This window comes from Kitasatospora sp. NPDC030952, assembly GCF_055571335.1.
Genome location: NZ_JBVIFM010000061.1, coordinates 1 through 1,595, shown reverse-complemented (window position 1 = coordinate 1,595; position 1,595 = coordinate 1). Strand labels below are relative to the sequence as shown.

The 1,595-nt window shown below is 72.2% G+C and carries 2 protein-coding genes; both read left to right on the top strand.

The annotated features are described in order from the left end of the window. A partial coding sequence (gene cysD / locus ACZ47G_RS39600; protein WP_465751376.1) for a sulfate adenylyltransferase subunit CysD occupies nt 1-898 on the top strand: 898 nt, incomplete at its 5' end. Continuing rightward, nucleotides 899-1,595 (top strand): sulfate adenylyltransferase subunit 1 (locus ACZ47G_RS39595; RefSeq protein ID WP_465751374.1); only part of this gene is annotated, 697 nt, incomplete at its 3' end.

Genomic DNA, 1,595 nt, shown 5'->3' with positions numbered 1-1,595 from the left:
CCCCTTCGCGCTGTCCCACCTGGACGCGCTGGAGGCCGAGTCGGTGCACATCTTCCGCGAGGTCGCGGGGGAGTTCGAGCGTCCGGTGATCCTGTTCTCCGGCGGCAAGGACTCCATCCTGATGCTGCACCTGGCGCTCAAGGCCTTCGCGCCCGCGCCGGTGCCGTTCTCCCTGCTGCACGTCGACACCGGGCACAACTTCCCCGAGGTGATCGCCTACCGGGACCGCGTCGTCGCCGAGCACAACCTGCGCCTGCACGTGGCCCACGTCCAGGACTTCATCGACGACGGCCGGCTGCGCGAGCGCCCCGACGGCACCCGCAACCCGCTGCAGACCGTGCCGCTGCTCGACGCGATCGAGTCCAACAGGTTCGACGCCGTCTTCGGCGGCGGCCGCCGGGACGAGGAGAAGGCCCGCGCCAAGGAGCGCGTCTTCTCGCTGCGCGACGAGTTCGGCGCCTGGGACCCGCGCCGCCAGCGCCCCGAGCTGTGGTCGCTGTACAACGGCCGGCACGCGGCCGGCGAGCACGTGCGGGTCTTCCCGCTGTCCAACTGGACCGAGCTGGACGTCTGGCAGTACATCGAGCGCGAGGGCATCGAACTGCCGGAGATCTACTACGCGCACGAGCGGGACGTCTTCTCCCGCAGCGGCATGTGGCTGACCGCCGGCGAGTGGGGCGGCCCCAAGGACGGCGAGCCGGTCCAGCGGCGGCTGGTCCGCTACCGCACCGTCGGCGACATGTCCTGCACCGGCGCCGTCGACTCCGACGCCACCACCATCGAGGCGGTGATCGCCGAGATCGCCGCCAGCCGCCTCACCGAGCGCGGCGCCACCCGCGCCGACGACAAGCTGTCCGAGGCCGCGATGGAAGACCGCAAGCGCGAGGGGTACTTCTAAATGAGCACGACCATCGAGACCAGCGCCACCTCCCTGCTGCGCTTCGCCACCGCCGGCTCCGTCGACGACGGCAAGTCCACCCTGGTCGGCCGGCTGCTGCACGACTCCAAGTCGGTGCTCGCCGACCAGCTGGAGGCCGTCGAGCGCGTCTCCCTGGGCCGCGGCCAGGAGGCGCCCGACCTCGCACTGCTCACCGACGGCCTGCGCGCCGAACGCGAGCAGGGCATCACCATCGACGTCGCCTACCGCTACTTCGCCACCCCCCGGCGGCGGTTCATCCTCGCCGACACCCCCGGGCACGTGCAGTACACCCGCAACATGGTGACCGGCGCCTCCACCGCCGAGCTCGCCGTCGTCCTGGTCGACGCCCGCAACGGCGTGGTCGAGCAGACCCGCCGGCACGCCGCCGTCGCCGCGCTGCTGCGGGTGCCGCACGTCGTGCTGGCCGTCAACAAGATGGACCTGGTCGACTACGCCGAGCCCGTCTTCGCCGCCATCGCCGAGGAGTTCACCGCCTACGCCGCCTCGCTCGGCGTGCGCGACGTGCTGGCGGTCCCGATCTCCGCGCTCGCCGGGGACAACGTCGTCGAGCCGTCCGCGCACATGGACTGGTACGGCGGCCCGACCCTGCTGGAGCACCTGGAGACCGTCCCGGTCGGCAGCGACCCGAGCGCCGAACCGGCCCGCTTCCCGGTCC